The following is a 24,143-nucleotide window of genomic DNA, read 5'->3' on the forward strand; positions in this document are numbered from 1 at the left end:
AAAAGTGTTTTTTGGAACGATGAAGACGGAGTCCTGTGCGGTTTTTTTGATACCCTGAAGGTGTGTCGTTCTCTCAGAGGCCTTTGTTGTGTTCAAACACATGGAATACCCTGCCGTCGCTCGCAGAAGCTGGCGGCAAATCCTGTCGGACTTTGGCAGCACCTATGCCGCCAATGGGCTGATCGGTTTTATTTTTGCGGCCACCGGGCCAGTGGCCGTCATTTTGTCGGTCGGCACGCGGGGTGGCTTGTCACCTGAAGAATTGGCGTCTTGGGTGTTCGGTGTTTTCTTTGTCAATGGCTTGGTCACCTTGTTGATGAGCTGGCGCTACACCACGCCCTTGGCTTTTGGCTGGACGATTCCCGGCACTGTGCTGGTGGGGCCAGCCTTGCAGCACCTGAGTTTTGCCGAGGTGATCGGGGCGTTTTACCTGACCAGTGCCTTGGTGCTGGTGCTGGGTTTGAGCGGCTGGGTCAAGCGCGTCATGGCAGCCCTGCCCATGCCCATCGTCATGGGCATGGTGGCGGGTGTCTTCTTGCGTTTTGGTCTGGACATCGTGCGGGCTTTGGAAAGCGATGTGGCCATCGCAGCCCCGATGGTGGCTGTGTTTTTGTTGCTGTCGGCAAAGGCCGATTGGGGCAAGCGCCTGCCACCCGTCATTGGCGCTTTGCTGGTGGGGGCTTTGGCGGTGGTGCTGTCAGGCCGCTTGGATGGCGCTGCCGTCGGCCAACTGGCCTTGGCACAACCGGTGATTCAGGCCCCGGTGTGGTCCTTTGCCGCCATGTTGGAGCTGGTGGTGCCCTTGGCCATCACGGTGTTGGTGGTGCAAAACGGGCAGGGCGTTGCGGTGCTCAAAAGCGCAGGACATGAGCCCCCTGTCAACATGATCGCTGTGGCCTGTGGTGTGGGTGCAGCCGTCAGTGCGGTGTTCGGTGCTGTCAGCACTTGCTTGACCGGTCCAACCAACGGCTTGCTCACTTCGTCGGGCGAAAAACCGCGCCACTACACAGGTGCCTTGATGTTTGGCGTGCTGGCGCTGTTGTTTGGCCTGATGGCGCCCACCTTCACCGGACTGATGCTGGCGGCCCCTAAAGAGTTCATCATGGTGCTGGGTGGCTTGGCCATGCTGCGCGTGCTGCAGGGCGCGTTTGTGGCTTCGTTTGGTGCAGGCAAGTTCTCACTCGGCGCATTGGTGAGTTTGCTGGTCACGGTGGCCGACATTGGGCTGTTCAACATCGGCGCAGCTTTTTGGGGCCTGGTGGCCGGGTTCGCGGTGTCATGGTGGATGGAGCGGGCTGATTTTCAAAAAACCTGATCGGCAGTGCATGTGCGCCATTTCCCCCAAGGACTTCGGTGACCGTGTAAGCTGAGTTTTGGTTTCTGGCCACATTGGACAGAACAATGCTTCCCAAGAGGGCACCATGCTGGAACGCTTCATTCAAAACAAAAAACTCGACGCCGCCAAGCAAGCGACCAAAAAGCTCTTGAGCGCCCGGGGTGAGGCCAATGCGCAAAGCATGGCCATCAAGTTGATTGACAACTACGAGCATCTGGACAAGCGCAGTCAAACAGACTTTTTTCACCACTTGTCCAACGAGTTCAATCCAGACCCGGCGATGGTGATGGATGCCGCCAACCGCTACAACACCGAGCGCAATGAAGCCAGCCTCATCCATTTGTTCCAGACCGTGGAGCCGCCTCGGCAAGAGCTGCTGCGCCGGGTCAACCGGGCGCCTGCCGGGACCGCCACGATTTTGAAGATGCGCCAGACGCTGTTGTCGTACCTGAAGGACCATCCCGCCTTTCGGGCCACCGACGCGGACATGCACCATTTGCTCAGCTCTTGGTTCAACCCCGGCTTTTTGGAGCTGCACCAAATCACCTGGAATTCGCCCGCGCAGTTGCTCGAAAAAATCATTGAGCATGAATCGGTGCACGCCATCGATGGCTGGGACGACTTGCGCCGTCGCTTGCAGCCGGACCGCCGTTGCTTTGCATTTTTTCACCCCCAGTTGCCGGGGGAGCCTTTGATTTTTGTGGAGGTGGCGCTGGTGCCGGGCATTGCCAAAGACATCGCAGGACTGATCAACAAGCAAGCACCTGTGGGCGAAGCCAAGAGTTTCAAATCGGCGATTTTTTACTCCATCAGCAATTGCCAGCCGGGCCTCAAAGGCGTGTCTTTGGGCAATTTTTTGATCAAGCGCGTGGCGCAAAAACTGATCGAAGAGATGCCCTCTCTCAAAACCTTTTGCACCCTTTCGCCCATTCCTGGCTTCAGTGCCTGGCTCGACTCGGGTGCGCCCCTGCCCGAAGACAAGCTCAGCGCTGTGCATTCGCGCAAATGGCAAGAAGCCCAAAAAACCTTGTTGCTGGGTGGCCTGAGTTGGGCCGAACGCCTGAAGGCGGGCTGGCACCCCGATCGCTGCGATGAGGTGGAAAAAACCGCGCTCATGCGTCTGTGCGCGCTATACCTCATGCACAAAACGCCCGAAGCCCGGGGCGATGCGGTGGGCAAGTTCCACCTCAGCAATGGCGCGACCTTGCACCAAATCAATTGGGCCGCTGACCTGTCCAAAAAGGGGCTGCAGCAGTCAGGTGGCCTGATGGTCAATTACCTGTATGAGCTGGACAAAGTGGAGGAGCAACACGAGGCCTTCAGCCAAAAGAAGGTCAGCTTTTCACGTGCCGTGGACAAGTTGGTTTGAGTGCTCATGCTCCCCGAAAGCGCTACATGTCCACCAGCCTTTTGACACTGTTGACCGAAGCCTCCTGCGCATTACACGACCCTTCGGGCTTGCACGTGGGCAACTTCAAATGGGTCGGTGGCCATTGGAAATTCAAGGCCGTCGGCTACGGGCCTGAAGGCCAAGTGATGCCCGGTCATGGGCCTTTGACCGAACGGCACAACACACGCTTTGATCGGCTGGATGAAGCTATCATTCGGTCCCAATTTTTCAAGGATTGACGATGTTCAAAGTCCACGCCATCCCTTCCGCGCGCTTGCCTGAGTTGCTGCGCGCCATGCCCAAGGCTGAGTTGCACATCCACATCGAAGGCTCATTGGAGCCCGAACTGATCTTTGCCCTGGCCCAGCGCAACGGCGTGCAGCTGCCCTATGCCGATGTGGCCGCCTTGCGCAGTGCCTATGCCTTCACCAACCTGCAAAGCTTCTTGGACTTGTATTACGCCGGGGCCAGCGTGTTGCTGCACGAGCAGGACTTTTACGACATGGCCTGGGCGTATTTTCAAAAAGCCGCTGCCGACCACGTCGTGCGGGCTGAGCTGTTTTTTGACCCGCAAACCCACACTGCACGGGGCGTGCCCTTGGGCGCGGTCATCGAAGGCCTGCACCGCGCCTGCCAAGACGCGCAGACGCAGTTGGGCATCAGCGCCGATTTGATCTTGTGCTTCTTGCGCCACCTGTCCGAAGACGACGCGCTGGCTACGCTGGAAGAAGCCTTGCCCTGGCGCGAACACTTCATCGGTGTGGGGCTGGACTCCAGCGAGCTGGGCCACCCGCCCGAAAAGTTTGCCCGCGCCTTTGCCCGCGCCCGCGAGCGGGGCCTGCACGTCGTGGCCCATGCGGGCGAGGAAGGCCCGCCCGCTTACATCTGGAGCGCACTCGATGTGTTGAAAGTGGAGCGCATCGACCACGGCGTGCAAGCCATCCACGATGCCGCGCTGATGCAACGCTTGGCCAACAGCCACATGCCGCTCACCGTGTGCCCGCTGTCCAATCTCAAGCTGTGCGTGTTCAAAAATCTGGCCGACCACAACCTGGGCCAGATGCTGGACGCCGGGCTGTGCGTCACCATCAACTCGGACGACCCTGCTTACTTTGGCGGCTACTTGAACGACAACTATGTGCAGACCTTTGCCGCGCTGCACCTGAGCGCCCAACAAGCCTACAAGCTGGCCGCCAACAGCATCGAGGCCAGCTTTGCGCCCGAGGCAGACAAGCACCGCTGGATGCATGAACTCAAGATTTGCTTTCAGGGGTTTGCGGAGCAAGATTGACAACACCAGCGAGGCTCATGATGCGTTTGGCATTTGTTTCAGATATTCATGGCAATTTGGCTGCTTTGGAGGCCGTGATTGCCGACATGAGTCATCGAAAAATTCAGTGTGTGGTGAATTTGGGTGACAGCTTGAGTGGCCCATTGCTGCCCCTTGAGACCGCAGACCGGCTGAAAAATTTGCCTTGGTTGCACGTCGCAGGTAACCATGAACGGCAGGTGTTGCGTGTGCCCATCGAGCGTCAAAATTCATCCGATGCTTTCACGTCCAAGCAATTGAATCCCATGACCCGCCATTGGTTGGCGGAACACGCGGATCCGTGTGACGCCCGTTTGCACCAAGCACAAATGTGGCCCCAGCATTTGGGTGACGATGTCGCTCTGTGCCATGGCAGTCCTCGCAGCGATGTCGAGTATTTGCTGGAAACCCCTGTGGGTGAATCGGCCCGTCTGGCCAGCTTGGCAGAGATTGAAGAACGATTGGCAGGACTTGTTCCAGGGCACATCACTTTGCTGGCCTGTGGCCACAGCCATGTGCCAAGGTCTGTGCGTTGCGGTTCTGATTTGCTGATCGTCAACCCGGGCAGTGTCGGTTTGCCTGCCTTTGAAGACGACCACCCGCATCCCTTCAGTTCCTTTCATCGCATTGAAAACGGCAGCCCTGATGCCCGTTATGCGGTGCTCGAAAAATCGGATGGGCGATGGCGTTGCGAGTTGATCAGCGTGCCTTATGACCACGAATCCATGGCACTTTTGGCAGAACAACGCCTGCGGCATGACTGGGCGCATGCTTTGAGAACAGGCAGGATGCCAAGGGCTTGATGCGAGGGATTGACCGGGTGGTCATGACTTGGTGTTTTTGTACTGAACGCAATCCAGACGTTCTATGGGGATTAGGCTGCAGTTAGAATCCCACCCCGAAGCCCGCCGCCCCGGCGGGCTTTGTTTTGTTCCATTCCCGGGGCCATGTAGAGGACTACCATGTATAAAAACCTCGCAGCCACGCTCGTGGCCGCCTGTTGTTTATCATCTGCCGTTCAGGCACAAACTTCCACCACAGCGCCAGCCAAATCCACCGCCCCCATCAAGGCCGGTTTTGTCTATGTCTCGCCCATCACCGAAGCGGGCTGGACGCGCCAGCACGACGAGGGCCGCAAGGCGGTTGAGCGGGCTTTGGGCGATCAGGTCAAGACCACCTTTGTGGCCGATGTGCCCGAAGGTGCAGACGCTGAGCGCGTGATCCGCGACCTCGCTAGCCAGGGCCACCAGATCATCTTCACACCCAGTTTTGGCTACATGGAGCCCACACTGCGGGTAGCCAGAGATTTTCCGAACGTGAAGTTCGAGTCGGTCACCGGTTTCAAAACCGCGCCCAACGTGGCCGCGTCGAATGCCCGCTATTACGAGGGCCGCTATCTGGCGGGCATCGCCGCTGGGCGCATGAGCCAAACGAACGTGGCGGGTTATGTGGCCGGTTTTCCGATACCCGAGGTCTTGCAAGGCATCAACGCTTTCACATTGGGCATGCGCTCGGTCAACCCTCAAGCCACCGTCAAGGTGCTCTGGCTCAACGCTTGGTTTGACCCACCCAAAGAGCGCGAAGCGGCCATGGCCTTGTTCAACCAAGATGTGGACGTGATCGCGTTCCACACCGGCTCCACTGCCGTCATGGCGGCGGCGCAAGAGCGCGGCAAGTTGGCCGTGGCCTACCACTCTGACATGCGCAAAGTTGGGCCTGACGCGCAGATCATCGCGGTGACGCACCAGTGGGGCGACTACTACACCTCACGTGTCAGGGCTGCTTTGTCCGGCACCTGGACTTCGGGCAATGTGTGGGGCGGCATCAAGGACGGGATGATCCGAGTGGGCGAATTCGGCCCCAAAGTGCCCAAGCCCGTTCAGGACGAAGTGCTGGCCAAGCAAAGGCTGGTTGGCACGGGCAAGTTGCTGCCCTTCGCAGGCCCTATCACCGACAACGAGGGCAAGCTGGTGGTACCTGCGGGCCAAAGCCTGAGCGATGTTCAGATCTTGAACATGAATTACCTGGTGCAGGGCGTGCAGGGTCGTGTGACGCGCTGAGGCTTTCAAGCCTGGCTGGGCCAAGACCCCAGTGACGCTGAATGAAAAAAGCCGAGGCTGTAAGGCCTCGGCTTTTTGTTGAGCGCTGATCAACTCAGGGCTTGAGCAAGGCCAGCAAGCTTTGCAGATTGGGCGCTTGGCCCAAATTCCAGCAGCTCTTCAAAATGGCGTTGACACGCTCGGCACCCAAAATCGGATCAGACAGATCGTGGAACTTGCCTTCCAAGTCGGCATCGGTCATGGGCTTTTGCAAAGAGCCAATGGCGTGTTCCACATGCACCTTCACGCTGCGGCCATCGTTCAGGTGGGCGGTGACGTAGACGCTTTCTTCGCGCACCGAGGTGTCCACCACCGCTTGCACCTTGTCGCGCAGGCTCACCACGTCTTCGCGACGCACGATGTGGTCTGAAAACTCCTCTTCGCCCGCACGCCCAAAGATCAGGCCCACCGCACAGCCGTGGTACACGCTGAACTTGCCTTGCAAGCCGTCTTGGGGTGTCTTCTTGCCGGTCAGCTCCAGCACCAACGGGTGCACGCGCAGCTCGATGCTCTTGACTTCTTCCGCTTTGACGCCTTGCGCGCGCAGTTGGGCACACGCGTCGATGCTGGGGTGGATCACGATGCCGCAGGCAAAGGGCTTGTAGGCGTTGAAGCTGATTTCAAAACGCTGGCCCAATTCGTCTTGCGCCTCGCGCCAGTCGTATTTGGTGGACAAGACTTGTGCCCAGCCACGCGGCGCTTCCAGCGCACGGGCGCTGGACGTGAAGCCATGCTTGGCCATGAGGGCCGACATCAAGCCAGCGCGGGCCGCGCCACCGGGGTGAAAGGGCTTGGTCATGGTGCCAAACTGCTCGCGCAGGCCCACGGGCTGCGAAGCCCCAATGCCCAAAGCCATGGCTGTTTGCTGTGCATTGAGGCCCAGCAAACGTGCACACGCGGCAGCCGCACCCAAGGTGCCTGTCGAGCCCGTGATGTGCCAACCGCGGTCGTAGTGTTGTGGGTAAACAAGATTGCCCATGCGGCAAGCCACGTCAATGCCCAGCACCAGCGCGTCCATGACCTGACGGCCTGAGCTGTTTTGGGTTTCGGCCAAAGCCATCACCGCCGAGGCCACGGGGCCTGCAGGGTGGATGATGGTTTTGAGGTGGGTGTCGTCAAAGTCAAAGGTGTGCGAAGAGATGCCGTTGAGCAAGGCCGCATTGGCCATGTCCACGCGTTCGGCACGGCCGGCGATGGTGGCTTGTTGCGCGGGAGCCAGCATGTTCACAGCAGCCAAGGCCGACTCCACGGCCTCGTGTTTCGCCGCACCGATGGCGCAGCCCAGCCAGTTCAAGAAGGTGCGGTGCGCTTCGTGTTCCACCGCATCGCTCCAGCCTTTGGAGGGGTGTTCGGCCACGAACTTGGCGAGTTCGGCGGTGATGGGGGGCGCGTTGTGGTCAGCGGCCACCGCGGTATTGATCGTCATATGCAGTCCAGTCAGGGTTTCAAAAAAATCAGGCGTCCAGGTTGATCTTGCGTTCGCGGGCCAGTTCGGTCCAGCGGGCCAAATCGCGCTTCATGTAATCGAGGAATTGGTTGGGGGTCATGGGTGTCAGCTCCACGGCTTCGGCGCTGAGCTTGTCCCGGAAATCGGGTTGTGCCAGCACCTGGGCGATGGCGTCGTTGATTTGTTTGACGATGGGCGCAGGCATGCCGGCCGGGCCTACCACGCCATACCACTGCTGGGCATCGAAGCCTTTGAGGCCGGCCTCTTCCATGGTGGGCACATCTTTGAGAGCCGGGTGGCGTTGGTTGCCCGTCACGGCCAATGCACGCACGCGTCCGCTGCGGATGTGCGGCAAAGCGGCCGCCAGTCCAGGGAACATCGCTTGGGTTTGCCCAGCGATGAGGTCGGTGGTGGCGGGTGCAATGCCGCGATAGGGGATGTGCACCATGAAAGCGCCGGTTTGGAGTTTGAACAACTCGGCCGTTAAATGGGTCAAGGAGCCTGCGCCAGCCGAGCCGTAGGAGAACTTGCCGGGATTTTTCTTGACGTACTGGATGAACTCCTTGACGTCCTTAACGGGCGTATTCGCGTTGACCACCAGCACATTGGGGGTGGTGCCGATCATGCCCAGGGGCGTGAAGTCTTTGATCGGGTCGTAGTTGAGTTTGCGGGTGGCGGGCGCTGTGCCGTGCGTCGCGACATAGCCTTGCATCAAGGTGTAACCATCGGGTGCGGCTTTGGTGGTCATTTGCGAGGCGATCACGCCGCCGCCGCCGCCGTGGTTTTCCACCACGATGCTTTGGCCAAGCACTTTGCTCAGGCGCTCACAAACTTGGCGGCCAATCATGTCGGAGCCGCCACCCGCTGCCACGGGTACGATGTATTTGATGGGGCGATTCGGGTAAGCCGCTTGCGCGCTGGCCAAGCCCGGCAGGCTCATCAGCAAAGGGGCTGCTTGGATCAGGGTACGTCGTTTCATGTTGTCTCCTTCGGGTTGGTGATGGTTGGCATGCTGGCTGTCGGCATGCTTTGTTTCAAACGGGCATAAGCGCTGCTCACGTGCGTGGCCAGCATGTCTTTGGTGCGCTGTGAATCGCCTTGGGCGATGGCCTGGGTGATGCTTTGGTGTTCAGCGATCGACGTTTTCATGCCCGCCACGTGCGACAAGCTTTGCAAGCGGGCCAAATGCAGTTTTTGCACCACTTCTTGGTAGGTGTGACTCAGCTGTTCGTTGTGTGCCGCTTGCACAATCAACCAATGAAAGTGCAGGTTTTCGGAGTAGTAAGCGGCCAAATTGGCTTGTTTTTGGGCGGCTTGCATCACCGCGATCGACGCCTCCAAGGCCTGGGCCAATTCCTGCCTGGGTTCTGTGGCCAACTGGGCGGCTTTGGCGCCTGCAAAACTGTCCAGAACACTGCGGATTTCGTACAAGTCCTGCACTTCCTTGGCTTCGATGGCACGGACAAACACACCCGCATGTTTGCGTGAGACCACCAACCCGGAGCTTTCTAACTCTCGCAAGGCCTCTCGCACGGGCACGCGTGACACCTGAAGACGGCTGGCCACATCGGGCTCGCTGATGCGGTCGCCGGGCTTGATGTCCCCATTCAGGATGTGTTCCAGCAAGTCCTCGCGAACCAACTTGGCCAGCGAAGTGTCTCGCATCGTTTTGAGGCGATCAGAGGAGTCGGCGTTGATCCAAGGCAGCATGGTGTGGGGTGAGGTTTTTGGATATCGTATACGTTATTCAATCCGTCCGGGCGCCTTCTTGTCCAGTGCGCGACCCAAGTCCACAGGCTTGCTCTGGGGGCGCCACAAGGCCAGGGCGTCGAAGGGTCTGTCTGTGTGCGATGACCAGGTTGGCGCATCGGGCTCTAAAATGCGGGCAAATCACCAAGGTTGAAACATGAGCATCAAAAGCGACAAATGGATCCGCCGCATGGCCGAACAGCACGGCATGATTGAGCCGTTTGAGCCCGGCCAAATTCGCCAAAACGCGGCTGGCCAGAAAATCGTCAGTTATGGCACCAGCAGCTACGGCTATGACATCCGCTGCGCACCTGAATTCAAAGTGTTCACCAACATCTACAGCACCGTGGTGGACCCCAAGAACTTTGATGAACGCAGTTTTGTGGACATCGAAGGCGACGTTTGCATCATCCCGCCCAACAGTTTTGCGCTGGCCCGCACGGTCGAATATTTCCGCATTCCCCGCAATGTGCTGACCATTTGCCTGGGCAAAAGCACTTACGCCCGTTGCGGCATCATCGTCAACGTCACACCGTTTGAGCCCGAGTGGGAAGGCTATGTGACGCTGGAGTTCAGCAACACCACGCCACTGCCCGCCAAAATTTACGCGGGTGAAGGCTGCGCGCAGGTGCTCTTCTTGGAGAGCGACGAGGTGTGCGAGACCAGCTACAAGGACCGGGGCGGCAAGTACCAGGGCCAAGTCGGCGTCACGCTGCCCAAAACCTGAGGGTCAAACCCTGTTTTGGGCCCTTCAGCCCAAAATGCGACAATACCGGGTTAATGACCGACTCTTTTTCCAATTTATCGCTGGCCCCGACGCTGGCACGAGCCGTGGCCGAAATGGGCTACGAATCCATGACCCCTATCCAGGCCCAAGCCATTCCGGTGGTATTGACAGGCCAGGATGTCATGGGCGCAGCCCAAACGGGCACTGGCAAAACCGCAGCGTTTTCGCTGCCTTTGCTGCAGCGCCTGCTCAAGCACGAAAACCCCTCCACCTCACCCGCCCGTCACCCGGTGCGCGCCTTGGTGCTCTTGCCCACACGTGAGCTGGCCGACCAGGTCGCTCAACAAATCAAGATGTACGCCAAGTACACCCAGCTGCGCAGCGCAGTGGTGTTTGGTGGCATGGACATGAAGCCCCAGACCCTGGAGCTGAAACAAGGCGTCGAGGTGCTGGTGGCCACTCCAGGCCGTTTGCTGGACCACATCGAGGCCAAAAATGCGGTGCTCAACCAGGTCGAATATGTGGTGCTGGACGAAGCCGACCGCATGCTGGACATCGGCTTCTTGCCCGACTTGCAGCGCATCCTGAGCTTTTTGCCCAAGCAGCGCACCACGCTGCTCTTCTCGGCCACGTTCTCGCCCGAGATCAAGCGTCTGGCCGGCAGCTACCTGCAAAACCCGATCACCATCGAGGTGGCCCGTCCCAACGAAACCGCTTCGACGGTAGAGCAGCGTTTTTACGCCGCACAAGACGACGACAAGCGCCGCGTGATCCGCAAAGTGCTCGACGACCGGGGCATCAAGCAAGCCTTTATTTTTGTGAACAGCAAGCTCGGCTGCGGCCGCTTGGCCCGTTCTTTGGAGCGCGAAGGCTTGCGCACTGCCGCTTTGCATGGCGACAAAAGCCAGGACGAGCGCCTGAAAGCCTTAGAGGCCTTCAAGAAAGGCGAAGTCGATTTGCTGGTGTGTACCGATGTGGCCGCGCGCGGTCTGGACATCAAGGACGTGCCAGCGGTGTTCAACTTTGACGTGCCTTTCAACGCCGAAGACTATGTGCACCGCATTGGCCGCACAGGCCGCGCCGGGGCTTCGGGTTTGGCCGTCACCTTGGTCAGCCCGTCGGACACGCGTTTGGTGGGTGACATTGAAAAGCTGATCAAGAAAAAGCTGGAGGTCGAAACCCTGCAGCTGGACACCCGTCCCGCAGGTCCACCGCCAGAAAAGTGGGGCGAACGGCCAGAAGACCGCCCTCGCTCACGCGCCTCTGAAGGCCGTCGCCGGGAGCACGACCCCCGAGATGCTTTGGACGCACCGAATGAGCGACGCGGCGGATTCCGCCCAGCGCCGATCAACCGTGATCCGTTTTTCCAAAAGCCTTACGAGCCAGCGGCTGCAGACACGCCCCCGAGTTGGGAGCCCAGCACGCCCAGGTCAGCCAGGTCGTCGATTTCAGCCAACATCAAGCCCAAACGCAAAGTGGCCGCTTTGTTCAAGTCGGGCGATTGATCACTGAGCGGGCTGGGTTATACGGGGGCGACACGCCACAGTCGCAGGCCCCTGTCAAAATCGCAGCATGCACCGCTCTACAAACCACTGTCTGAAACCGCTTGTGATGGCCCTCCAATGGGCCATGGCAGGCTTTGCCGTTCTTCCTGGGCTTGCCTTGGCGCAAAACGCCAACCTTCCCGCAGGGGCCGCCACGGCCACCGATCTGGGCCAGGTGGAGGTGCGGGGCAACCGCAACAACGACACCGAAACGCGTCGAGAGTCCTCGGTGGCCAAAATTGTCATTGGCCGAGAAGAAATCCAAAAACAAGGCGATGCCAATTTGGGCGAAGTGCTCAAACGCCTGCCCGGCGTGACGGTGCAGGGCGCTCCCGGCCGTGGTGGTGCGATCCGCATGCGCGGCCTGGGCGGTGGTTTCACACAAATCTTGCTTGACGGTGAGCGCTTGCCGCCAGGCTTTTCCATCGACAGCTTGTTGCCTGAACAGGTCGAGCGCATCGAAATTTTGCGGGCACCCACGGCAGAAACAGGCGCTCGCGCCATTGCGGGCACCATCAACATCGTGTTGCGCGAAGGCCAAAAGGCCAACCCCGATGATTTGAAAATCACCCGCTCGCGCGAGTACGGCCACGATTCCACCTTGCTCAATTGGGTGCACAACCTCAACATCCAGCCCCTGACGGGCACGCTCACCATGTCGGTGACCGACCAATACAGACCTGATTCGAGCAGCTCGGTGATCTCCTCCAATGTGTTGGGCAACAGCACGCGCAACAACGAGTCGCTGGGGCATCGCCAAGCCATGCACGCCAACGCGCGCCTGCAATGGCGGGGCGAACAAGGCAAGACCCTGACCTTGACCCCTTTTGTGGTGTATTCGGATTTCACGGGCAATGGCCTGATCCAAGCCGATCGACTGGACACCGGTGCTGTGGCTTCTGAAGCGGCCCGAACCCTGAACCAAAGCCGTTTTGCCATGGCGCGTCTCAACGGTCAATGGGCCCAGCGCCTGTCGGCCGATGACCGCTTGGAAGTGCGCTTCGGTGTGGGCCACTCAGAGTACGACCTGCGTCTGGACCAAACCCTGACCACGCCCAGCGCCTCGCCCCCTTTGTTACGAAACACCACGCAATTCCAAAACTTTGTCGATCGCTCCGGCAGCCTGAGCAGCAAGTGGACCCGTGCCATGGACAACGGCCACCAAGTGGTCAGTGGCTTGGAACTGGAAGGCGTGCGCCGGGTGGAAGAGGCCCGGGGCTTGCTCGATGACAACGCGGGCGATTTGACGGCCCGCACCATGCGCTGGGCCGCCTATGCGCAAGACGAGTTCAAAATCAACCGCCATTGGTCTGCCCACACCGGCCTGCGCTACGAGGCCATCACGACCGAGGCGACCGACACCTCGGGCCTGAAATCCAACACCAGTTCTGTTTGGACCCCTTTGCTGCATGCCTTGTGGAAACCCGACCCCGCCAAGCGCGACCAGGTGCGCATGAGCTTAACCCGCAGCTACCGCACTCCCACTTTGCACAACCTCATGGCCCGTCCCGTGAGTTCGGGTGAAGAGGTCAGCCGACCCACCCGTCCTGACCGCATTGGCAACCCAGACCTCAGGCCTGAGATGGCCACGGGCATCGATGTGGCTTTTGAGCGCTACCTGACCGGTGGCGGCGTGCTCAGTGCCAACGTCTTTCGCCGTGAAATCAGCGACCTGATTCGTTACACCGTGAGCGAGCAAACGGGGTTGTTTTGGGCACCGAATCAAGCCCGTTGGGTGTCTTCCCCCATCAACATTGGCGATGCATCGACCCAAGGCCTGGAATTGGAAGCGAAGTTCCGGCTCAACCAAGCCATTACCGATGCTTTGCCCATCGACATCCGCAGCAACGTCAGCTTCTTCAGCTCCAAAGTCAGGCAAGTGCCCGGCCCCAACAACCGGCTGGACCAACAGCCTGACATGACGGCCAATTTGGGCGCCGATTACCGCATTCGCCGCATTCCTCTGACCTTGGGCGGCAACCTCAATTGGAACCCCGACTACGACACGCGCCGCACCGAGCAGCAGTTCTTTTACCAAGGCGTCAAACGGGTGGCCGATGTTTATGGGTTGTGGCGCATTTCGCCCGCCAGCGCCATCCGTCTGACGGTCAGCAATTTGCAGCCGCGCGACTACATCACGGCCAGCACCTTTGACAACGGCACCTACAAAGAGTCCTCGCGCACCACCGACCGCAACTGGCGCAATGTGCAGTTGCGTCTGGAAATGAAAATCTGATCTCAAGGAGACCCGCATGGCCGTCAAAAATGCCGAATGGCACGATCGCATGTACAACAACCGGGCCTTGGTGCCCGACTTTGCTGACCACTTTGCCCATTGGCAAAACGCATCGGCAAGCGCCCGCGCCCAACTGAAGTCAACACTTGACTTGCCCTATGGCGACGGCCCCGGCGAGACGCTGGACATCTTCCCTGCCCAAGACGCCAACGCGCCCGTGGTCATCTTCATCCACGGCGGCTACTGGCGCAGCCTCGACAAATCAGACCACTCTTTTGTGGCCCCAGCCTTGCGCGACATCGGGGCCTGTGTGGTGGTGGTCAATTACGCCTTGTGCCCCGGTACGCTCGAGCATCCCGTCACCATCCCCGACATCGGTTTGCAGATGGCCAAGGCCACCGCTTGGGTCTGGCGGCACATTGCCGAGCACGGTGGTGACCGCAAGAACATCAGCGTGATGGGCCATTCAGCAGGGGGTCATTTGGCGGCCATGTTGCTTGGCTGCGACTGGAAAAAAGTTGGCCGCGATTTGCCCGCTGGCCTGGTGCGCAAAGCCCTGTCTATCTCGGGCCTGTTTGACTTGGATCCCATTCGCAAAACGCCGTTTGTGCAGGCCGACCTGCGCATCACCCCGACCCATGTGCGCATGGCCAGCCCCGCCAAATGGCAGCGCCCACGTCAAGGCGTTTTGTACACCGTGGCTGGGGGTGACGAGAGCCCCGAGTTTTTGCGCCACAACCGTTTGATTCACCAAGCTTGGGGCCCCAAGACCGTGCCCGTTTGCGAAGACTTGGCAGGTCTCAACCACTTCAGCATTGTCACCGATTTGACCCGATCCGGCACGCGTTTGCATGCGCTGGCCAAGCAGCTGATTGCTGCTTCTTGATCCGGCACGCTGAAGTTTGAATCTTGGTCACCGGTATCCCGTAGGTCGGTGGCTTTAGCCTTGACATGCAGCCTACGTCACAGCCCGCAGTGTCGGGGCTGAAGCCACCGACCTACCAAACTTTTAGCCCCGAACTTTCGGGGCTTTTTTTCAGTCCAACTTGATGTTGGCGGTCTTGATGGCCTGGGTCCAGTCTGCGATTTCGCGGTCCAGCAGTTTGGTCATGTCGGCGGGGGCGAGAAAGCGCACCTCAATGCCCGCTTGGTCGGCCCGCTGCTTGCTCTCGGGCAAGTCCAAGCTGCGTTTGACGGCATCGGCCAATTGGTTCACGGTGGCTGTGGGCGTGCCCGCTGGAGCGTACAGGGCCACCCAAGCTTCCAGGTCAATATTGGGGTAACCCGCCTCTGCCATGGTGGGCACTTGGGGCATGCCGGGGTGGCGTTTTTTGCCTGTGACCGCCAGCGCCTTGAGCTTGCCCGCCTGGATGTGTTGCATCACCGAGGGCGGTGTCGTCATGAACACCTGCACCTGGCCCGCCAACACGTCGGCAATGGCTTGGCCCGAACCCTTGTAAGGCACATGCACCAAATCCACGGCCGTTTGCTGCTTGAAGATTTCGGTGCCGATGTGAGAGACCGAACCATTGCCTTGAGACGCGTAGTTCAGCTTGCCCGGGTTTTGCTTCAAAAACGCGATGAAATCACGCATGTTGTTGGCAGGCACCGAAGGGTGCACCGCCACCACGTTGGTGGCCACAGTGATCAGGCCCACGGGTGTCAAATCTTTCAACTCCCATGGCAGTTTGCTCATGAGGATGGGGTTGGCAATGTGGTAACCCGAGTACGACACCAACAAAGTGTGGCCATCTTTGGGGCTGCGCGCCACTTGTTGGTAAGCCAAGTTGCCGCTGGCACCGCCCTTGTTGTCAATCACGACCGATTGGCCGATCAAACGGCCCAAAGGCTCCGAGATCAAGCGGGCCGATGTGTCGACCAAGCCGCCTGGTGGCACAGGCACCACCAGGGTGATCTGCTTGCTGGGGAAGGCCTGGGCCATCAAAGCCAAGGGGGCGCACAGGCTGGCCAGGGCCAGCAGTTTGGAAAATTGGCGACGAGTTGTCATGTTTGTCTCTCTTTGTCGGTGGGTTTTAAAAATCAACGCATGCCAATTTTTGAGTCGTTGAAAATGTTTTTGGCTTCGCGGGGCAAGCTGCGCCAGTACTGGTGTTGTGAGTCGACCGTGCCGCCCAGCGCCACCGCCGCTTCCCAGCCCCAGCGCGGCTTGTACAAGAAAGAACGGGCCAGCGCCACCAAGTCGGCGTCGCCGCGCTGCAGCACCGCTTCGGCCTGGGCAGGCTCTGTGATCAGGCCCACGGCGATGGTGGTCAGGTCAGAAGCGGCTTTCACGGCTTTGGCCAAGTGAACTTGGTACTCCGGCCCTAAGACGATTTTTTGTAAAGGCGAAACACCGCCCGACGAAATGTGTACAAACTGCGCCCCGGCTTGCTTGAGCTGCACGGACAGTTCGGCGGTTTCTTCGACCGTCCAGCCGCCGTCCACCCAGTCGGTGCCCGAAATGCGCATGCCCAACGTGCCACCAAAGGCCTCGCGCACGGCTTTGAAGACTTCCATTGGCAAGCGAATGCGGTTTTCAAACGAGCCGCCATACACGTCGGTACGCTGGTTGGACAAAGGCGACAAAAACTCGTGCAGCAAATAACCGTGCGCGGCGTGCAACTCGATGGCCTCAATGCCCAGTTCGTGGCTGCGGCGGGCGGTGTTGACAAAGTCGGCCTTGAGTTGTGCGATGTCGGCCAGACTCATCTCTGTGGGGGCCGCTTCATTGGGCAGGTGGGGCAGGGCGCTGGGGGCCACGGGCTGCCAGCCACCGTTTTCGGGGGCGATCAGCATGCCGCCGTCCCAAGGGGCTGCGCTCGATGCCTTGCGGCCTGCATGGCCGATCTGGATGCACACGGGCATGGCTGGCGCCAAGTGGCGGGCACGGTGCAGTTTGTCACCCAGCGCCGCTTGCGTGGCGTCGTCCCACAGGCCCAAGCAGCCAGGGCTGATGCGACCCACCGCCGACACGGCCGTGGCCTCGATGGTGAACAGGCCCGCGCCGCTGTTGAGCAAGTTGGTCCAGTGCGTCAGGTGCCAGTCGGTGGCTTGGCCGTTGTCGGCCGAGTATTGGCACATGGGGGCGACCACGATGCGGTTGGGCAGGGTGAGGGGGCCAGAGGGCGCATTGAAGGTGAAGGGGGTGAACAGCAAACTCATGGTGTGGGGGAAGGTGGGTGGTGGCAAGAATGGCGCTGGCTTAGCCAGCTTGGCAGGGAGATTTGCGGAGCAATCCCAACGCAAGACGTGCGATCTTAGGCAGATCAAGAGGCAAGGCTTATCCTCTGCGTGACATCAATCACTGCCCGCACTCGGACATTTTCGAAATGCGTCCCAAAGTGTCCATTCATCAGGCAATGGCGCATCGATGACCAGCGGCTGGCCAGAGACAGGGTGGTTCAGCTGCAGGCTTTGCGCATGCAGCCACAGCCGTTGCAACCCGATCAAATCTGCCACCGCGCGGTTGAGGGGACCTTTGCCGTGCGTGGCGTCACCCAATATCGGGTGGGCGATGTGCTTCATGTGGCGGCGCAGTTGGTGGCGGCGGCCGGTCATGGGTTGCAGTGCCACCTCGGCCCAGCGCAGGCTCGTGAATTCGCCTTGCGCAATGGGCAGCGCGCCCCGGCGCAAGGTGCTGTAACGGGTTTGGGCTGGCTGGATTTCTTCGCGTTCAGACCGCATGTCATCGGGCATGCGCTTCAAGGGGTGGTCGATCAGGCCCTCGTCGGCGGGCCAGCCACGCACCACGGCGCGGTAGATTTTGTGCAGACCCTCTCCGGTCTCAAAAGCTAGGCCCAGCGTGCGCGCCACCTCGGCGCTCAGCGCAAACACCAGCACGCCGCTGGTGCCTTTGTCGAGCCGGTGCACGGGCCAGACATGCTGCCCGATCTGGTCGCGCAGGGTTTGCAGCACAAAGCGGGTTTCGCCCTTGTCCAGCGGGGTGCGATGCACCAGCCAGCCCGCAGGCTTGTGCACGATGGCGAGATAATCGTCCAGGTAAAGGATGTCGAGCATGTTGTTCTTATTGTCACCCGCCAAATCTCTGGACTACGAAACCCCCGCTGCGGGCGTGCCGCACACGCTGCCGCAGTTTGTGCCGCAATCGCAGGCCCTCATTGAGGTGCTGCGCCAAAAGTCGCCTCAGCAAATCGCCGAGTTGATGGACTTGTCGGACGCGCTGTCGGTCCTGAACGTGGCCCGCTACGAAGCCTGGGCGCCGAAGTTCACCGCCAAAAATTCCAAGCAGGCCGTGCTGGCCTTCAATGGCGACGTGTACGAAGGCCTGGACGCCAAGACCCTGTCAGCGCAAGACTTGGACTGGGCGCAAAACCATGTGGGCATTTTGAGTGGCCTGTACGGCGTGCTGCGCCCGCTGGACTGGATGCAGCCCTACCGTCTTGAGATGGGCACCACGCTGCAGACCGACAAGGGCAGCAACCTGTACAAGTTTTGGGGGCCGCAAATTGCCGAGCACCTGAACGCCCAGCTGGCCCAAGACAAAACTCCGGTCATCGTCAACCTGGCCTCGCAAGAGTATTTCAAGTCGGTCGACCGCAAAACCCTCAAGGCCCGCGTGATCGAGTGCGTGTTCGAAGACTTCAAAGGCGGCAAATACAAAATCATCAGCTTCAACGCCAAACGGGCGCGGGGCTTGATGGCCCGCTATGCCATTCAAAACCGCATCAGCCACCCCGAAGGCCTGCTGGGTTTTGACCTGGAAGGCTATGGCTACGACCCGGCCGTTTCTGAACCCGACCGTTTGGTGTTCCGTCGCAAGGTGCGAGCATGAGCATGAACTCCCCAGAACAATCCCAACTCGGCAAGTCCAGCGCCTACGTCGACCAGTACGACGCCAGCTTGCTGTTCCCCATCCCCCGCGCCACCAAGCGGGCCGAGATCGGCGTCACCGGGCAGCCCGTGTTTTTTGGGGCTGACTTGTGGACCGCGTTTGAGCTGTCGTGGCTCAACACCAAAGGTAAACCGCAGATCGCACTGGCGCACATCACCGTGCCGGCCGAAAGCACGCACATTGTGGAGAGCAAGTCCTTCAAGCTGTATCTGAATAGCTTCAACAACACCCGGCTGGACAGTGCCGACGTGGTGCGCGACATGATCCGCCGCGACATCAGCGCGGCCATATGGCACGGCGGCGCGATGCAGGCCAGCGTGGGCGTGAAGCTGCTTTTGCAAGAACAGTTTGACGCCGAGCCCGTGCACGAGCTCGACGGCCTGAACCTCGACCGCATGGACATCGAGTGCAGCCGCTACCAGCCCGCGCCCGACTTGCTCACGGCCAAGCAAGACGAGCAGCCGGTCAGTGAAACCCTGATCAGCCACTTGCTCAAAAGCAATTGCCTGGTCACGGGCCAGCCCGACTGGGGCAGCGTGCAAATCACCTACAGCGGCCCGCAGATCGAGCAAGCGGGTTTGCTGCAATACATCGTGAGCTTTCGCAACCACAACGAGTTCCATGAGCAATGCGTCGAGCGCATCTTCATGGACATCTGGACGCGCTGCAAACCCACCAAGCTCACGGTGTATGCCCGCTACACCCGCCGTGGTGGGCTGGACATCAACCCCTGGCGCACCAGCGCACCGGGTGCATTGCCGCCCAATGTGCGCACGGCGCGGCAGTGAGCGCATTCAATGCGATCCCCAACATGACCCCCACCACCCGACGCGTTGCGCAAGCCTTGTTGTACGAGGCCATTGCCATCGCCGTGGTCGGGCCTGTGTTGAGCCTGGCCTTTGACAAGTCGCCCGCCTCCACATTGGGCCTGGCGGTCGTTTTGTCGAGCATTGCACTGACGTGGAACTACGTCTTCAACTGGCTCTTTGAGCGCTGGGAGTCGCGCCAATCGGTGCGTGGCCGCTCCTTTGTCAGGCGGCTGGCCCATGGGGCGGGTTTTGAAGGCGGCTTGGTCATCATTCTTTTGCCCGTCATGTCGCTGTGGCTGGACATTTCGCTCACCGCCGCCTTGCTGGCCAACTTGGGCCTGCTGGCGTTCTTTTTCTTTTATGCCATCGCGTTCACTTGGTGCTTCGACCGGGTCTTTGGCTTGCCTGCTTCTGCCCAGGCGGGCGATGTCAAACAGAGTGGATGATCCGAGTTTCCCGCGATTGCTTTGGTCAAGTTTTTGACCCCACCCACCCAGCACCCGGTACGACATGAACGAAACTGCTTACAAAATCCTGTTTGTCTGCATGGGCAACATCTGCCGAAGCCCCACAGCCGAAGCGGTTTTCTTCAAACGGCTGGCTGAGCAAAACCTTTTGCACAAAGTCCAAGTGGATTCGGCAGGCACACACAACTTTCACCCCGACGCACCACCCGATGAACGCAGCCAAAAGCATGCCCTCAAAAGAGGCTACGAGCTGGCGCACCTGAGGGCCAGGCCTGTGGTGGACAGAGACTTTGAAACCTTTGATTTGCTCTTGACCATGGATTGGGACAACCGCGCCCTTTTGGAAGAAAGATGCCCCGCGCAGCACCAACACAAGATCCGGGGCTTGGCGGAGTTTTTGCTCACCACACAGGCCTCGGTCATCCCCGACCCTTACTACGGTGGAGACCAGGGCTTTGAGCATGTGCTGGATTTGATCGAAGAAGCCAGTGAGGGCCTTGTGAAATTCGTCACGCACAAGGTGCAGAGTTAAAGACCATCCCATTGGGTTAGAGTCGCGTCCACCCTTTTTTCCCTTTGCGTTCCCTTTTGGCCGACCAAGACCCCACCCCCACTGCACATCTTTCTGTTGAACACGAGTTACGCCATGTGCGTGCCCTCATGCGGCTGGAGCAACAGGAAGACCAGGCGCAGTTCAAGCTCAAAAACGCCAGTGCCAGCATCAAAGAGCGCCGTCGGCGTGGCCTGACTTGGTACCCCGTCACCATCACCCAAGAAGACATTGGTTTTGGGGGCAAGGTGGTGCTGGAGCTGGAGCGCCCGGCGCATCGGCAAGACCTGCATTTGTTCCAAGTGGGGGCGGCGGCTGCGCTGTTCAGCAGTGCGCCCGGCTACTCTGGGCCTGACCGGCCCGTGGTCAGCGGCGTGGTGACCCGCGTGCGGCGCAACAAGCTGCTGGTGGCCACCACCAAAGAAGCGCTGCCCGACTGGGTGCGGGACGGCAGCACCCTAGGCATTGACCTGACCTTTGACGAGGTCAGCTACCGCGAGATGAACCAGGCCCTGAGCGCGGTCATGGTCGCCCACGGCAACCGCCTGGCCGAACTGCGCGACGTGCTGCTGGGTGCTCAGGCAGCCCGCTTTCGCGAGTCCCAAGCCGACGACCTGTTTTACCCCAGTGCGCTCAACGACTCGCAGCTGGCCGCTGTGCGCCATGTGGTCACGGCGCAAGACGTGGCCATCATCCACGGCCCGCCCGGCACGGGCAAAACCACCACGCTGGTGCAAGCCATTTTGGAAACCATTCGCCGCGAGCGGCGCGTGCTGGTGTGCGCCCCCTCGAATACCGCCGTGGACCTGCTGACCGAAAGGCTGGCCGAGCGCGGTGTGAATGTGATCCGCCTGGGCAACCCCAGCCGCGTATCCGAACTGCTGCTCAAACACACGTTGGATGCTGGGGTGATGGCCCACGCCAGCTACGCCAAGATGCATGCGATGCGCCAAACCGCTGAACAGCACCGAGAAGCTGCCAGTGAACGCGTTCGCAACTTTGGTTTTGAGGAACGACAGCGCCGCCTATGGCTAAAGGAAGAAGCCCGCACGCTGCGCCAAGCCGCCGACGATTTGGAGCGCTTCATGACCGAAGACGTGCTCGAATCGGTGCAAGTCATCACCAGCACGCTGGTGGGTGCCAGCCACCGCGCCATTCGCCACCTGGGCTTTGAGACCGTCTTCATCGACGAAGCCGCCCAGGCCCTTGAGCCGGGTTGCTGGATTCCGATTGCCAAGGGCCAGCGCCTGGTGTTGGCGGGCGACCACCACCAGCTGCCACCCACCGTCAAAAGCGAAAAAGCCGCCCGCGAAGGCCTGCGCGAAACCCTGTTTGAAAAGTGCATCCAGCGCCAACCGGGCACGGCCCGCATGCTGAAGGTGCAATACCGCATGCACGCGCACATCATGGGCTTCAGCTCCGAGAAGTTTTATGGCGGCCAGCTGGTGCCGCACGCCAGCGTGCGCCATGCTGACTTGGCCGCTTACGACACGCGCTTTAATGACCCACGTTTTTCGCCCGACCTGCCCGTGGAATTCATCGACACGGCAGGCTGCGGCTATGAAGAACTGGCCATTCCCGAAAGCCGTTCAACCGCCAACCCCGAAGAAGTCCACTTGCTACTGGAGCGCCTGGCGCAGCTGCTGGCCAAACTGTCGGAACCAGGCGAACCCACCGACCCAGATCAGCGCCCGCTGACCATCGGCGTCATTGCACCATACCGCGCCCAAATCAACTATTTGAAAGACGCCATCGAAGACAGCGCCGTGCTGAACGACTTGCTGCTGCAACGCAGGCTCAGCGTGGGCACCGTCGATTCGTTTCAGGGCCAAGAGCGCGACATCATTGCCATCACCTTGACGCGCAGCAACCCCCAAGGCGAGATCGGCTTCCTGTCCGACATCCGCCGCATGAACGTGGGCATGACCCGCGCACGGCGCAAGTTGTTGCTGGTGGGCGATTCGTCCACGCTTTGTCGCCATCCGTTTTTTGTGGAGTTGTTGGCGTATGTGAAGGGCGTGGGGGGGGGGCTACCGCTCAGCGCATGAGGTGGCCAAGATAAGCTCCTTGTGATACATTGAATACATGTATTCATTGGAGGATTTGATATGGCAACTTCAATTCGTCTTGCTCCAGAGACCGAGCAAAGGCTTGACTATCTCGCATCCCAAACTGGGCGCACCAAGGCTTTTTACCTGCGCGAAATCATCGAGCAGGGCATCCAAGAAATGGAAGACTACTACCTCGCTGCCGATGTGCTTGCGCGTGTCCGTCAAGGGAAGGAACAGGTCCATTCCGCTGCCGATGTGAGACGAGACCTTGGCCTGGACAATTGAATACGCCGAAACGGCCAAAGGCCAGCTGCGCAAGCTCGACAAACAGATGGCGCGGCGCATCGTTGACTTTATGGACGAGCGTATTGCCGGACAGGAAAACCCCCGCAGCACGGGCAAGGCATTGGTCGGACCGCACGGAGGATTCTGGCGCTACCGGGTGGGCGATTGCGAAGCCCAAATTCAAAGCAACATGAGTGATTGAGCGATCGTTCAGGATGCCAACATCCTGATCTGTGAGGTGCTGCGCCAATCCACCATTGCGCAAATCCTCTGCCAGATCAATGGAGGGCTTTACGCAGCTCTGACCTCGCTCAGCAAATCGGGGTGGCGATCCAGCACCTTGAGCAACTTGACCAAAGCCAGCGGCGGTTTGGTCTTGCCGTTCTCGTAACGAGAAAACGCATTCACACCACCGCCAAAAATATCGGCAGCTTCACGCTGATCCAGGTCGAGCTTCTTGCGGACTTTGGCAATGTAGCTGGGGTCAACATAAGCAGCATTCACTTGCCTTTGATGCACCCCAAGCAACTCGCTGTATCGGTCGCCGTGTTCGCGGCTCAAAACGACTTCACCGCAGGCAGGACAGAAATCACCGGTCACGTCGGGAATGGTGGTGCTTTCGCCCTTGTAGACATAGGGCATGTCGCGGGTATCGTGGATCAGTTCAGCCGCTCCACAGCATGGGCATTTCATGGTCACAGCTCCTTGAATGAAACAATCAAAACGTCGTCGATGACAGTCAGCTTGAGATACACCTCAGCGCCGCTGGAGGTCTTGGCGTGGTACACGTCCTGCCAAATCCGGTGATCCGCATGGGTCGTCATGCTCTTGTAGAAGTTGGCAGAAGTCAGAGACATAACGACAGCACACATTCCGGCCAAGTCGCTGATGCCCATCTCAAGAGCCCCATTGAACGCGCTCGCTGTCGCCCTGACATGACCACCCTCGACCAGCGCCTGGACAACGGCCAGCTTGCAGTGAGGGGTACTTTTCTCCATGGCAAATTATAACCAAGTAGGTTTATTTGGCAGGTAGGTTAACGGTCAAGCCATGCGGCATCTTCAAAATCTGACCTCGATAAGTTTTTGACGATGGTCAAGCGTCCGAGTTTGAGCGGGCCCGTGAACTGATTGGAAAAACCATCCACGAATGCCATGGTGAGGGGGCTTGGCGGCTTCAGTGGCGATAACTTGCTGCAACCCCCGTGGTTGTGGGCATGCGTTCGGCCGCCAGAACGTGCACTTGGCCGCCTAACTTCTCAACCAACGTGCCCAGGTCGTCCAACACGTCGT

Annotated in this window: 25 protein-coding genes; 17 read left to right on the plus strand and 8 right to left on the minus strand. The window is 59.7% G+C overall.

Features of this window, described 5'->3' with window-relative positions:
- Positions 1-100: 100 nt before the first annotated feature.
- The 6 genes from ABWQ00_RS01795 to ABWQ00_RS01820 all read left to right on the plus strand — a co-directional run bounded on the left by ABWQ00_RS01795 (position 101) and on the right by ABWQ00_RS01820 (position 6,095).
- The gene (locus tag ABWQ00_RS01795) at positions 101-1,315 is read left to right on the plus strand and encodes a benzoate/H(+) symporter BenE family transporter (RefSeq protein WP_353236947.1); all 1,215 of its coding nucleotides are present in this window, start codon (positions 101-103) and stop codon (positions 1,313-1,315) included.
- A gap of 106 nt (positions 1,316-1,421) precedes the next feature.
- Entirely contained in the window at positions 1,422-2,705 is a 1,284-nt protein-coding gene (locus tag ABWQ00_RS01800; protein WP_353236948.1) for a malonyl-CoA decarboxylase, read from the plus strand.
- A gap of 26 nt (positions 2,706-2,731) precedes the next feature.
- Positions 2,732-2,965, plus strand: a complete 234-nt coding sequence (locus ABWQ00_RS01805) for a hypothetical protein (RefSeq protein WP_353236949.1) — start codon at positions 2,732-2,734, stop codon at positions 2,963-2,965.
- Positions 2,966-2,967: 2 nt separating this feature from the next.
- Entirely contained in the window at positions 2,968-4,017 is a 1,050-nt protein-coding gene (locus ABWQ00_RS01810) for an adenosine deaminase (protein WP_353236950.1), read from the plus strand.
- 20 nt (positions 4,018-4,037) lie between these two features.
- Positions 4,038-4,838: a metallophosphoesterase family protein gene (locus tag ABWQ00_RS01815; RefSeq protein ID WP_353236951.1), complete on the plus strand. Its 801-nt coding sequence runs from the start codon at positions 4,038-4,040 to the stop codon at positions 4,836-4,838.
- 159 nt (positions 4,839-4,997) lie between these two features.
- Entirely contained in the window at positions 4,998-6,095 is a 1,098-nt protein-coding gene (locus tag ABWQ00_RS01820) for a BMP family ABC transporter substrate-binding protein (RefSeq protein ID WP_353236952.1), read from the plus strand.
- A 94-nt stretch (positions 6,096-6,189) separates the two neighbouring features.
- On the opposite strand, the gene ABWQ00_RS01825 is transcribed toward ABWQ00_RS01820, so the two are convergent.
- From ABWQ00_RS01825 to ABWQ00_RS01835, 3 genes are read right to left on the minus strand one after another with little or no spacing between them, the layout of a single operon-like run.
- Positions 6,190-7,560, minus strand: a complete 1,371-nt coding sequence (locus tag ABWQ00_RS01825) for an MmgE/PrpD family protein (RefSeq protein ID WP_353236953.1) — start codon at positions 7,558-7,560, stop codon at positions 6,190-6,192.
- 28 nt (positions 7,561-7,588) lie between these two features.
- A complete protein-coding gene (locus ABWQ00_RS01830; RefSeq protein WP_353236954.1) occupies positions 7,589-8,560 on the minus strand; it encodes a Bug family tripartite tricarboxylate transporter substrate binding protein in 972 nt (323 codons plus the stop codon).
- The gene (locus tag ABWQ00_RS01835) at positions 8,557-9,291 is read right to left on the minus strand and encodes a GntR family transcriptional regulator (protein ID WP_353236955.1); all 735 of its coding nucleotides are present in this window, start codon (positions 9,289-9,291) and stop codon (positions 8,557-8,559) included. Before ABWQ00_RS01835 ends, ABWQ00_RS01830 begins: the two co-directional genes overlap by 4 nt.
- A 196-nt stretch (positions 9,292-9,487) precedes the next feature.
- Between ABWQ00_RS01835 and dcd the strand changes: the two genes are divergently transcribed.
- The 4 genes from dcd to ABWQ00_RS01855 all read left to right on the plus strand — a co-directional run bounded on the left by dcd (position 9,488) and on the right by ABWQ00_RS01855 (position 14,723).
- Positions 9,488-10,057 (plus strand): dCTP deaminase, encoded by a 570-nt coding sequence (dcd, locus tag ABWQ00_RS01840; protein WP_019425458.1) that lies wholly within the window; start codon positions 9,488-9,490, stop codon positions 10,055-10,057.
- 53 nt (positions 10,058-10,110) lie between these two features.
- The gene (locus ABWQ00_RS01845) at positions 10,111-11,562 is read left to right on the plus strand and encodes a DEAD/DEAH box helicase (protein ID WP_353236956.1); all 1,452 of its coding nucleotides are present in this window, start codon (positions 10,111-10,113) and stop codon (positions 11,560-11,562) included.
- Positions 11,563-11,668: 106 nt separating this feature from the next.
- Complete coding sequence (locus ABWQ00_RS01850; RefSeq protein WP_353236957.1) at positions 11,669-13,837, plus strand: TonB-dependent receptor plug domain-containing protein; 2,169 nt, start codon at positions 11,669-11,671, stop codon at positions 13,835-13,837.
- Between the two features lie 16 nt (positions 13,838-13,853).
- Positions 13,854-14,723: an alpha/beta hydrolase gene (locus ABWQ00_RS01855; RefSeq protein WP_353236958.1), complete on the plus strand. Its 870-nt coding sequence runs from the start codon at positions 13,854-13,856 to the stop codon at positions 14,721-14,723.
- Between the two features lie 150 nt (positions 14,724-14,873).
- Here ABWQ00_RS01855 and ABWQ00_RS01860 read toward each other — a convergent pair whose 3' ends face one another.
- The 3 genes from ABWQ00_RS01860 to ABWQ00_RS01870 form a co-directional block, all read right to left on the minus strand.
- Entirely contained in the window at positions 14,874-15,845 is a 972-nt protein-coding gene (locus ABWQ00_RS01860) for a Bug family tripartite tricarboxylate transporter substrate binding protein (protein ID WP_502908052.1), read from the minus strand.
- Between the two features lie 32 nt (positions 15,846-15,877).
- Positions 15,878-16,999 (minus strand): NADH:flavin oxidoreductase/NADH oxidase, encoded by a 1,122-nt coding sequence (locus ABWQ00_RS01865; protein WP_353236959.1) that lies wholly within the window; start codon positions 16,997-16,999, stop codon positions 15,878-15,880.
- 135 nt (positions 17,000-17,134) lie between these two features.
- Positions 17,135-17,854: a pseudouridine synthase gene (locus ABWQ00_RS01870; RefSeq protein ID WP_353236960.1), complete on the minus strand. Its 720-nt coding sequence runs from the start codon at positions 17,852-17,854 to the stop codon at positions 17,135-17,137.
- Here ABWQ00_RS01870 and yaaA point away from each other — a divergent pair.
- From yaaA to ABWQ00_RS01905, 7 genes are all read left to right on the plus strand, one after another.
- Positions 17,853-18,629, plus strand: a complete 777-nt coding sequence (gene yaaA / locus ABWQ00_RS01875; protein WP_353236961.1) for a peroxide stress protein YaaA — start codon at positions 17,853-17,855, stop codon at positions 18,627-18,629. The two genes, ABWQ00_RS01870 and yaaA, sit on opposite strands and share 2 nt — an antisense overlap.
- A 2-nt stretch (positions 18,630-18,631) precedes the next feature.
- Entirely contained in the window at positions 18,632-19,477 is an 846-nt protein-coding gene (gene queF, locus ABWQ00_RS01880) for an NADPH-dependent 7-cyano-7-deazaguanine reductase QueF (RefSeq protein WP_353236962.1), read from the plus strand.
- 23 nt (positions 19,478-19,500) lie between these two features.
- Complete coding sequence (locus tag ABWQ00_RS01885) at positions 19,501-19,944, plus strand: PACE efflux transporter (protein ID WP_353236963.1); 444 nt, start codon at positions 19,501-19,503, stop codon at positions 19,942-19,944.
- Positions 19,945-20,008: 64 nt separating this feature from the next.
- Positions 20,009-20,497 (plus strand): low molecular weight protein-tyrosine-phosphatase, encoded by a 489-nt coding sequence (locus ABWQ00_RS01890; RefSeq protein ID WP_353236964.1) that lies wholly within the window; start codon positions 20,009-20,011, stop codon positions 20,495-20,497.
- A gap of 56 nt (positions 20,498-20,553) precedes the next feature.
- Complete coding sequence (locus tag ABWQ00_RS01895; RefSeq protein WP_353236965.1) at positions 20,554-22,563, plus strand: AAA domain-containing protein; 2,010 nt, start codon at positions 20,554-20,556, stop codon at positions 22,561-22,563.
- Positions 22,564-22,623: 60 nt separating this feature from the next.
- Positions 22,624-22,851 carry a type II toxin-antitoxin system RelB family antitoxin gene (gene relB / locus ABWQ00_RS01900; protein WP_353236966.1) on the plus strand — a complete coding sequence of 76 codons (228 nt, stop codon included), beginning with the start codon at positions 22,624-22,626 and terminating at the stop codon, positions 22,849-22,851.
- Complete coding sequence (locus ABWQ00_RS01905; RefSeq protein ID WP_353236967.1) at positions 22,835-23,053, plus strand: type II toxin-antitoxin system RelE family toxin; 219 nt, start codon at positions 22,835-22,837, stop codon at positions 23,051-23,053. The genes relB and ABWQ00_RS01905 overlap by 17 nt, the downstream gene beginning before the upstream one ends.
- Before the next feature lie 89 nt (positions 23,054-23,142).
- On the opposite strand, the gene ABWQ00_RS01910 is transcribed toward ABWQ00_RS01905, so the two are convergent.
- Positions 23,143-23,544 (minus strand): type II toxin-antitoxin system MqsA family antitoxin, encoded by a 402-nt coding sequence (locus ABWQ00_RS01910; RefSeq protein WP_353236968.1) that lies wholly within the window; start codon positions 23,542-23,544, stop codon positions 23,143-23,145.
- Between the two features lie 2 nt (positions 23,545-23,546).
- Positions 23,547-23,849 carry a type II toxin-antitoxin system MqsR family toxin gene (locus ABWQ00_RS01915; RefSeq protein ID WP_353236969.1) on the minus strand — a complete coding sequence of 101 codons (303 nt, stop codon included), beginning with the start codon at positions 23,847-23,849 and terminating at the stop codon, positions 23,547-23,549.
- Positions 23,850-24,143 lie beyond the last annotated feature (294 nt).

This window comes from Limnohabitans sp. (assembly GCF_040400975.1).
Lineage (GTDB): Bacteria > Pseudomonadota > Gammaproteobacteria > Burkholderiales > Burkholderiaceae_C > Limnohabitans_A.

What these genes read in the sequence shown, in the direction of transcription:
- ABWQ00_RS01795 (WP_353236947.1), top strand. Translation starts at nt 101, where the DNA reads ATGGAATACCCTGCCGTCGCTCGCAGAAGCTGGCGGCAAATCCTGTCG.
- ABWQ00_RS01800 (WP_353236948.1), top strand. Translation starts at nt 1,422, where the DNA reads ATGCTGGAACGCTTCATTCAAAACAAAAAACTCGACGCCGCCAAGCAA.
- ABWQ00_RS01805 (WP_353236949.1), top strand. Translation starts at nt 2,732, where the DNA reads ATGTCCACCAGCCTTTTGACACTGTTGACCGAAGCCTCCTGCGCATTA.
- ABWQ00_RS01810 (WP_353236950.1), top strand. Translation starts at nt 2,968, where the DNA reads ATGTTCAAAGTCCACGCCATCCCTTCCGCGCGCTTGCCTGAGTTGCTG.
- ABWQ00_RS01815 (WP_353236951.1), top strand. Translation starts at nt 4,038, where the DNA reads ATGCGTTTGGCATTTGTTTCAGATATTCATGGCAATTTGGCTGCTTTG.
- ABWQ00_RS01820 (WP_353236952.1), top strand. Translation starts at nt 4,998, where the DNA reads ATGTATAAAAACCTCGCAGCCACGCTCGTGGCCGCCTGTTGTTTATCA.
- ABWQ00_RS01825 (WP_353236953.1), bottom strand. Translation starts at nt 7,560, where the DNA reads ATGACGATCAATACCGCGGTGGCCGCTGACCACAACGCGCCCCCCATC.
- ABWQ00_RS01830 (WP_353236954.1), bottom strand. Translation starts at nt 8,560, where the DNA reads ATGAAACGACGTACCCTGATCCAAGCAGCCCCTTTGCTGATGAGCCTG.
- ABWQ00_RS01835 (WP_353236955.1), bottom strand. Translation starts at nt 9,291, where the DNA reads ATGCTGCCTTGGATCAACGCCGACTCCTCTGATCGCCTCAAAACGATG.
- dcd (WP_019425458.1), top strand. Translation starts at nt 9,488, where the DNA reads ATGAGCATCAAAAGCGACAAATGGATCCGCCGCATGGCCGAACAGCAC.
- ABWQ00_RS01845 (WP_353236956.1), top strand. Translation starts at nt 10,111, where the DNA reads ATGACCGACTCTTTTTCCAATTTATCGCTGGCCCCGACGCTGGCACGA.
- ABWQ00_RS01850 (WP_353236957.1), top strand. Translation starts at nt 11,669, where the DNA reads ATGGCCCTCCAATGGGCCATGGCAGGCTTTGCCGTTCTTCCTGGGCTT.
- ABWQ00_RS01855 (WP_353236958.1), top strand. Translation starts at nt 13,854, where the DNA reads ATGGCCGTCAAAAATGCCGAATGGCACGATCGCATGTACAACAACCGG.
- ABWQ00_RS01860 (WP_502908052.1), bottom strand. Translation starts at nt 15,845, where the DNA reads ATGACAACTCGTCGCCAATTTTCCAAACTGCTGGCCCTGGCCAGCCTG.
- ABWQ00_RS01865 (WP_353236959.1), bottom strand. Translation starts at nt 16,999, where the DNA reads ATGAGTTTGCTGTTCACCCCCTTCACCTTCAATGCGCCCTCTGGCCCC.
- yaaA (WP_353236961.1), top strand. Translation starts at nt 17,853, where the DNA reads ATGTTGTTCTTATTGTCACCCGCCAAATCTCTGGACTACGAAACCCCC.
- ABWQ00_RS01870 (WP_353236960.1), bottom strand. Translation starts at nt 17,854, where the DNA reads ATGCTCGACATCCTTTACCTGGACGATTATCTCGCCATCGTGCACAAG.
- queF (WP_353236962.1), top strand. Translation starts at nt 18,632, where the DNA reads ATGAACTCCCCAGAACAATCCCAACTCGGCAAGTCCAGCGCCTACGTC.
- ABWQ00_RS01885 (WP_353236963.1), top strand. Translation starts at nt 19,501, where the DNA reads ATGACCCCCACCACCCGACGCGTTGCGCAAGCCTTGTTGTACGAGGCC.
- ABWQ00_RS01890 (WP_353236964.1), top strand. Translation starts at nt 20,009, where the DNA reads ATGAACGAAACTGCTTACAAAATCCTGTTTGTCTGCATGGGCAACATC.
- relB (WP_353236966.1), top strand. Translation starts at nt 22,624, where the DNA reads ATGGCAACTTCAATTCGTCTTGCTCCAGAGACCGAGCAAAGGCTTGAC.
- ABWQ00_RS01910 (WP_353236968.1), bottom strand. Translation starts at nt 23,544, where the DNA reads ATGAAATGCCCATGCTGTGGAGCGGCTGAACTGATCCACGATACCCGC.
- ABWQ00_RS01915 (WP_353236969.1), bottom strand. Translation starts at nt 23,849, where the DNA reads ATGGAGAAAAGTACCCCTCACTGCAAGCTGGCCGTTGTCCAGGCGCTG.